This window comes from Virgibacillus alimentarius, assembly GCF_000709085.1.
Classification (GTDB): domain Bacteria; phylum Bacillota; class Bacilli; order Bacillales; family Amphibacillaceae; genus Virgibacillus_B; species Virgibacillus_B alimentarius.
Genome location: NZ_JFBD01000035.1, coordinates 44,457 through 52,239 on the forward strand (window position 1 = coordinate 44,457; position 7,783 = coordinate 52,239).

Genomic DNA, 7,783 nt, shown 5'->3' on the forward strand with positions numbered 1-7,783 from the left:
ATTTTCATATGACATCTGTTTATTTTTACATGATATACTTAGAATGAGGTGTTATATAATGACAAAATCCCTTTCGATTCAACAATTATTATTAAATCAAATCCAAATTCCAACAAAGTTGCTCACATCTTATAAATCCCTAGGAATGAACGAGAAAGAAGTAATGGTTGTTTTACAGCTACATCGCTTTTTGCTTGAAAATAACGATTTTCCTACTCCGGCTGATCTTTCGTCATACTTAACAGTAAATGAAAAAGAATGTGCAAACATACTTCGAAGACTTATTCAGAAAGATTTGCTTACCATTGAACAAACGGAAAATAATCAAAACCAATTAAGTGAAGCGTATTGTCTCAATCCACTATGGGAAAAGCTCTTTAATGAAAAAAAAATAGAAAAGGAAAATTTGGATGGAACTATATTTATTTTATTTGAACAAGAATTTGGGAGACCGCTCTCACCTTTTGAAATCGAAACAATTAATTCATGGCTAGATGCGGATAAAATAGCCCCATCATTAATAAAAGCCGGGCTGAGAGAATCCGTATTAATGGGAAAGTTAAATTTCAAATACATTGATCGTATACTAAGAGATTGGCAAAAGAAAGGAATACATTCTGTCGAACAAGCTCGAGAAGAAAGCAAATCATTTCGTGATAAACAGGTGATGAAACCCAATAACAATGCAAAAAGAGATACATCATTTTATTACAATTGGTTGGAGAGCGAGGAATGATATGTTAAATAAAAAAGAAATATCCCATTGTTTAGATGTCATGAGGGACATGTTTCCTCGTGCAGAATGTGAATTGACCCACTCGAATCCATTTGAACTTGTTATCGCTGTACTACTATCTGCTCAATGTACAGATGTACTTGTAAATAAAGTAACCAAGGATCTGTTTAAAAAGTATAAAACACCAGAGGATTATCTGTCTGTACCCTTAGAAGAATTACAAGAAGACATCCGTTCAATCGGACTTTATCGAAATAAGGCAAAAAATATCCGCAAATTATGTCAATCCTTAATAGATGATTATGGGGGAGAAGTTCCTAACTCTAAAACAGAACTAATGAAACTTGCAGGTGTAGGTAGAAAAACTGCAAATGTAGTAGCTTCCGTCGCATTTAAGGAACCAGCAATCGCAGTCGATACGCATGTAGAACGGGTTGCTAAACGTTTAGCCTTTTGCAGATGGAAAGACTCCGTATTAGAAGTAGAAAAAACTCTAATGAAAAAAATACCAATGGAAGAGTGGGGGGAAACGCATCATCGTATGATCTTTTTTGGTCGTTACCATTGTAAAGCTAGAAATCCTGAGTGCCCAACATGCCCTTTGTTAGACCTATGCCGTGAAGGGAAAAAGAGGTTGAAAAAAACGAAGTGACATCTAACTACAATAGAAAAGAGGCCTTCCCTAAATTGTCATAGGGAATGCCTCTTTTTTGTTATTCTCTATCAGCATTATTATCAGAGGGACTTGAGTTCGTATCTCCTTGTTGATCACTTTGATCTGTTTGTTCCTCATCATTCTGTTGCTGTTCCTGATTATTTGATTCTTGTTCTTTATCTTGGTCTTGATTTTGTTCTTGATCCTGATCCTGTCCTTGATCACTTTGTGGATCTTCTTGTTCTTTATCTTGATCTTCCTGCTGATTTTCTTGTTCCTGACCATCTTGACTATTTTCATTATCGGTATTTTGGTTTTCCTCTTCATCTATGCTTTCTTTTTGATCATTATTTTCGTCTGTCTCAGATTCAGAGTCATTTTCTTCTTCCTCGTTCGGGTCTTCTGGTTCTTCACCTTCGCTTGTTTCATCATCAGGAATCGATATTTTTGTACTTTGACTATCACCTTTATTATCATTATCTTTCCCTATTGAAGTCACAGTAATGGTATAGGTTTCGCCAGGAGTAGCACCACCGACTTCTATACCATTGGAACTCACTGTTTGAGTTTGCCCACCTGGTGATACTTCTACTTCAAATGAAGCAGATGGTCCATCATAAGCCCAAGTCACATCAATCACTTTTTTATCTTCATTATATTTTGCACTTAAATCAGATACAGAAGGGATATCTTCATCCTCTTCGTCTGAGAGTTTTACCTTCGTTGTCTTTGGATCACTTTTACTTGAGGTTTCCGTATTAACTGCAACAACTTGAATTTCGTATTCAGCATCTTTTTCAACTTCCGATATTTCGATGGATTTATCTTCTGTAGATGAAATACCTTTCATTCCGCCACCATTTACACTTGCGCTAACCTCAAATTCAATATCATCTTTCGAATTATAATCCCAACTTACTTTAATGGAATTACTATCCTCATCATATGTTGCAGATAAATTACTGACTGGATCTAGCTTATCGAATTTCTCTGATGTTTTATCTGGTTCGTGCCCTTTAACAAACAATTCAGTGATAATTTTATCACTTGGTGTATGACTGCTTGGTAATTTAGCTGGGTTGGATCCCTTTTCCACATCAACCTCAACAACGGAATCCGGTTTTACAAAGTCTTTTGTTTCCTTATCCTTTGATAACTCTGTCATTGTATTTTTAAATAAGGCATGTGGAATCTTTGTATTCGGTAATGGAATATTATTATCGTCGTAGCCGGTCCATATAGAAATTGTATAATCTGTCGTATACCCACTAAACCATGAATCAGGACTTCCATCAACATTTTTTCGATTCGTGGTACCGGTTTTTCCAGCTACATGAAGTCCGGGTATATTCGCTTCAACTCCAGTCCCTTCACTCATAACAGTTTTTAGCATATCCGTAACCATATATGCAGTGTAATCAGACATAACAGCTTCTGATTCTGGTTTTAAATCAACTGTCTTACCATCTGGAAATTCTACTTTCGTAACAGCATATGGTTCATTATAGATTCCTTCATTTCCAAAAGCTCGATAAGCACCAGCCACTTCAAGAGGTGTAAATAACGACCCGGAACCACCAATTGCATCTGTAAGGGCAAGCTTGCCATCTTTAAAGTTTAGTCCAAGTCCCTTAGCAAACTGCTGTGCTTTATCGTATCCTACTTCATCAAACGTTTTTAATGTCGGTACGTTTAGTGATTTACTTAATGCGTAACGTGCTGACATCCATCCTTCATGCTGTTTATTCCAGTTATCAATTGTTTTATTAGATCCCGCAATTTGATATGGCTGATCATCATTAATTTGATGATAGGTGGACCATTTATTATACTCAATTGCCGGACCGAAAGCTATAATCGGTTTAAATGTGGAACCCGGCTGTCTCCCACCATCAATTGCGTAATTATAACCACCAATTTTTTCACTATTACGTCTGCCGCCGATCGCTTGTATAGCTCCTGTTTGTGTATCTAATACAACCATACCGGCTTGCATGTCATGCTTATTTCCTTCATCATCTACTACTTCTTCAGGGTAGGGGATAGGGTTTTCATCACTATCCGTTAATAAAGACTCTACATGTTTCTGTGCATCTTGATCCAATGTCGTATGAATCTTTAAACCATCTGTATTTATATTAGCCCCGTCAACTTTTTCTTCAACTTCTTTTTCAACTTGTTGGATAAAAGCTTCATATAGATTTGGATCAGGGCGTTTACCAGCTAATAATGATTCAATATCAACCTGCCTAGCTTCTTCTGCTTCTTTTTCAGAAATTTTCCCATGTCTAACCATTAAATTTAATACCGTATTCATTCTTTCTTTCGTTAACTCCGGATTTTCGTACGGATTATAAGCAGATGGTCGCTGTGGCAATCCTGCAAGTATAGCTGCTTCAGGTATCGTTAGTTCGTTTAAATCTGTTTTACCAAAATAAACTTCTGAAGCTTTAGCTACGCCATATGCGCCACTACCGTAAAATATTTTATTTAAGTACATCTCTAAAATTTCTTCTTTTGAATATTTACGTTCTAATTGTAGAGCCAACCATTGCTCTTGAACTTTAAGCTTTATTTTCTTATCAGGTGTTAAGAAAGAATTTTCAACAACTTGTTGGGTTATCGTACTGGCTCCTTCTGATCCGAAACCCTCTGTTATATTAGCTTTAATTGCACCCGCAATTCTTCGTATATCAATCCCACTGTGTTTAAAAAATCGGGAGTCTTCGGTTGCTACTACAGCATCAATTAATACTTGCGGTAAATCCTCATATTCAATTTTCGTCCGCTGTTCTTTACCTAAACTTTCTACTACTTCACCGTCTTGATCCAGGACAACGGATGGAAATGGATCTGATAGCTTAGCTTCGTCAATTGGGGGTGCTGTGGCAATATAATACGTAAAGAGGGCTCCAACACCGATTCCAATTGCTAAAACAATGATCAATAATGTGTATAATATCTTTTTCCAAATTGGTTTCTTTTTTGGTTTATTTTGCTTCCTTCGTGCTGTACGAGTTTGGCGTTTATCTGCCATTGCTCATATTCCTCCAATCTAAAAGTAAAGCTTATCTATGACTTTTAAATAATCAACCCTGGCTTGATATTGAAATGGTATCTGGTAGCCCTCCTGTTTTATTGCAGAATATGGAATTGATTTTCTGCCCCCATTTAATTTATCTTTCCAATAAGACAAGAGGGTTTCAGCTTTGATGTAGTACGTTTCATTGAAGGCGGTAAAACGGACTATTAAGAAACATATTCCACCATGGTTTACAATAGATTCCATATGTTTGATTTGATGTTCGTGTATATTCGATAACGGAAACAATGTCTTATTCCTCGTTTCTTTTGCTTCAAAATCAATATATCTATTTCGATATATGCCATTATAATCAGTGGTAGATGCCTGCTTAAAATATCCCTCAGTAATAACGGCTGCGCTTCTTTTTGGGTAATGAACGTTTACAATTTGAACTGGGGTTGGTTTTTTATGAATAATTGCCTTATCACTAGTCAAATAATAAGCATTCGTATGATTAATATCTTCTTCTAAAGTCATCCCCCGATTACTATAGTTTTGTTTTCCTTGACCTTTTGCTTCCTGATGTAATACCGCCTTTTTTCCATTTGGATAATTCATATAGATGTCCCCCTAAGTATATTACAGTATCATACCAGAAAAACGAATACTTGATAATTATAAATAAATTCTGTGGCATTTCCTTATTAAATCTGAATAATAATAGAGTAAATGTACGAAACTAACTTTATTATATATCAAAACCAATAAATACGCATAATTTCAGGTAAAATATTTGAAATACACCGTTCCCATTTGTATGCAATTTCACAAGCATAAAAAAACTTTAGTATGGTGGGCATGATAATATTCGTAATGAATGAAGTAAATGAGGGGGCATATAAAAGTTCTTTCATTCACCTTCACCTTAAAAGCGTTTGCCATTATTGACAATTCTTTTAAGGTGAAGGTGATAGCAATTTTTAATCCTTTATGTTGCGGGACGATTAGGCCCGTTTAATTTTTTATCACCAGTTTTAAGGGATTTCTTCTTATGATGATTTTCCATTTTCTGTTGCTTGCTTTGACTTTTCATTAAAATTACCTCCTTTCTTAGATAGTTTGTCTATTTATAATAAAAAAATGAGTTTTCTACACTTGTTTTGTGCTTTTCCTTCTAGTTTTGTCGAACATGAAGGAGGTTTATTACTTATAGCGAATATAGCGACTTAAGCAATCAAAAAAAGGTGGAGGTAAAAATGACTTTTGCAGTTAATGAGAATGATCAAATGCAAAATGGCGTACCGAAAACTGAGTTTGAAAAGTCGCTTCAACACATTTCCGAACAAGTACGATTAATGGACCAACAGTTAACAATAAAGGTCGAAAACAACATCTTACTTCATTTCCAACATCAGCAAAATGAAATACATTTTATTGAAGTGATGGTAGAACGAATGAAAGGGGGACCATCGTATACTTAATTTGATGCTATATTTTCTTAAAAATGTTAAAATAAATCAAGATGAATAAAGCATTGTACTAAAAGGCGGTCTTTGTCATGCAATTAATCGAACAAACCAAACAGTTTAAGCAACATCTTGATTATTTAATGAAAATTTATGAAAAAAATAGCCCTCCTGAAAGTAAAAGCGATAAAGAATTCTTTTTAAAGGTTAAAGAGGAAACATTACCAGTATACAGGCTCATAGAGAAGTGGGAGAAAGAAGCACTGCAAACAATTAAAGATAGGAAAGTAAATGTACATCCACACCAAATTTCATCCACAAAAGAAAATATGGAGCTGTTATTAATGCATAGCTACTATATAGATGTTAAACGCAGACGCTACATGGAACTAAACCACTCCATCCACTATATATTGGCACAACTTATTAGAGAATTAGAGTAAAAACTAAATTCTTCCTAACAATAGTTAAGTAAGGAGTAGCACAAATGTCTAAAGATCAATTAATTGCAGAAGCTAAATCAATAAGAAGCAACGCGTATGTACCGTATTCAGAATTTCCTGTCGGAGCTGCAGTACGCACTAGTTCCGGTAAAATATATACAGGCTGCAATATTGAAAATGCTGCCTATCCGGTCACTTGCTGTGCAGAACGAGTTGCAATATTTAAAGCTATTTCAAATGGTGAAAATGAATTTCTTGAGATGGCTGTCATAGCTGATACAGACAGACCAGTGCCTCCTTGCGGTTCTTGCCGACAAGTAATGAGCGAATTCTTTGATAGCTCTATGAATATTCATTTATCAAACCTAACTCAGCAGACAAAAACAATAACGATGGAAGATTTGTTGCCATTTTCGTTCCAGTCAGGTGATTTAAAGTACGAATCGACATAATAAATGGAAGCTGATATTTTCAGCTTTCTTTTTTAATGCTATAATGGTATATAAACTATACTAGGCATAATATAGGATTATCATCATAAAATTGACTTTAGGGTCGTTGTTTGAAAAAATAGAAATGATTTGTATAAAATATGGGGTGATCAAATTGAGTTCAGGTATTCAGCTTAGTGGAAAAGATATTCTTGAAAAAGACTTTAAAACAGCAATGCGTGGTTACAATCAGGAAGAAGTAGATGAATTTTTAGATAAAATTATCCAAGATTATGATGCCTTTCAACAAGAACTAGAAAAACTTCAGCAAGAAAATGAACGGCTTAGGAAAGCCAGTGACCAAACCAGATCAAGAACTGCTAATTCAAATCAGCAAGTAAATTATGATGTTTTAAAAAGACTCTCCAATTTGGAAAAAGCAGTTTTTGGTAAAAAATATGCGGAGGCAGATGCAGAAGCTTAAGTGTTATTAAAAACGAAGTTATCCATTGATGGATCATTTTCCACATTTTGTAAAAGCTTTATAAAAGTTTTTATGGTATAATAACAAATAGAATATGGTATGTATACTCATGTAATCGCTGCACACTAAGTGTAGAGGAAAGTCCATGCTCACACAAACTGAGATGTTTGTAGTGTTCGTGCTTAACGAATTCATAAGTTAAGGTAACCTTTTTGGTTAACGGCAGGAAATATTCCTAAGTCCATTGGATATGGAATATTCCTTGAAAGTGCCACAGTGACGTAGCCAGGATGGAAACATGCTGGGTGGAACGGGTAAACCCCACGAGTGAGCAACCCAAACAATGGTAGGGGCATCCTTGATTAGGGAAATCAACCGAAAGAGGGACAAGTAATAAACTTGTAGATAGATGATTACAACCGGAGTACAAGGCTGACCACCGCTTCAGTACAATGGAACAGAACATGGCTTATCGAGTATACTGCGGTCGCAAAATATACGTACAAAATCTTTTTTACAACACGAATGTAAAAAAGATTTTTT

9 protein-coding genes and 1 other RNA gene are annotated in these 7,783 nt (G+C 35.3%); 7 read left to right on the forward strand and 3 right to left on the reverse strand.

The features are described from left to right. The first annotated feature begins 58 nt into the window (after nt 1-58). Nucleotides 59-736: a DnaD domain-containing protein gene (locus GZ63_RS0106220; RefSeq protein ID WP_029267916.1), complete on the forward strand. Its 678-nt coding sequence runs from the start codon at nt 59-61 to the stop codon at nt 734-736. A 1-nt stretch (nt 737) separates the two neighbouring features. Then, nucleotides 738-1,388 carry an endonuclease III gene (gene nth, locus GZ63_RS0106225; protein ID WP_029267917.1) on the forward strand — a complete coding sequence of 217 codons (651 nt, stop codon included), beginning with the start codon at nt 738-740 and terminating at the stop codon, nt 1,386-1,388. A 61-nt stretch (nt 1,389-1,449) separates the two neighbouring features. Here the strand turns inward: nth and GZ63_RS0106230 are convergent, their stop codons facing one another. The 3 genes from GZ63_RS0106230 to GZ63_RS18070 all read right to left on the reverse strand — a co-directional run bounded on the left by GZ63_RS0106230 (nt 1,450) and on the right by GZ63_RS18070 (nt 5,509). Next, nucleotides 1,450-4,428: a PBP1A family penicillin-binding protein gene (locus GZ63_RS0106230; RefSeq protein WP_084179046.1), complete on the reverse strand. Its 2,979-nt coding sequence runs from the start codon at nt 4,426-4,428 to the stop codon at nt 1,450-1,452. A gap of 18 nt (nt 4,429-4,446) precedes the next feature. Further along, nucleotides 4,447-5,034 (reverse strand): Holliday junction resolvase RecU, encoded by a 588-nt coding sequence (recU, locus tag GZ63_RS0106235; RefSeq protein ID WP_029267921.1) that lies wholly within the window; start codon nt 5,032-5,034, stop codon nt 4,447-4,449. A 370-nt stretch (nt 5,035-5,404) separates the two neighbouring features. Further along, complete coding sequence (locus GZ63_RS18070) at nt 5,405-5,509, reverse strand: spore protein (protein ID WP_198020912.1); 105 nt, start codon at nt 5,507-5,509, stop codon at nt 5,405-5,407. Between the two features lie 163 nt (nt 5,510-5,672). On the opposite strand from GZ63_RS18070, the gene GZ63_RS0106250 reads away from it, so the two are divergent. From GZ63_RS0106250 to rnpB, 5 genes are all read left to right on the forward strand, one after another. Then, entirely contained in the window at nt 5,673-5,897 is a 225-nt protein-coding gene (locus GZ63_RS0106250; RefSeq protein ID WP_029267923.1) for a hypothetical protein, read from the forward strand. 77 nt (nt 5,898-5,974) lie between these two features. After that, a complete protein-coding gene (locus GZ63_RS0106255; protein ID WP_029267925.1) occupies nt 5,975-6,325 on the forward strand; it encodes a DUF1798 family protein in 351 nt (116 codons plus the stop codon). Nucleotides 6,326-6,369: 44 nt separating this feature from the next. After that, nucleotides 6,370-6,777: a cytidine deaminase gene (locus GZ63_RS0106260; RefSeq protein WP_029267927.1), complete on the forward strand. Its 408-nt coding sequence runs from the start codon at nt 6,370-6,372 to the stop codon at nt 6,775-6,777. 154 nt (nt 6,778-6,931) lie between these two features. Beyond that, complete coding sequence (gene gpsB / locus GZ63_RS0106265) at nt 6,932-7,240, forward strand: cell division regulator GpsB (RefSeq protein WP_038221003.1); 309 nt, start codon at nt 6,932-6,934, stop codon at nt 7,238-7,240. 103 nt (nt 7,241-7,343) lie between these two features. Continuing rightward, an RNA gene (gene rnpB, locus GZ63_RS17340) (RNase P RNA component class B) lies at nt 7,344-7,717 on the forward strand. Nucleotides 7,718-7,783: the final 66 nt, after the last annotated feature.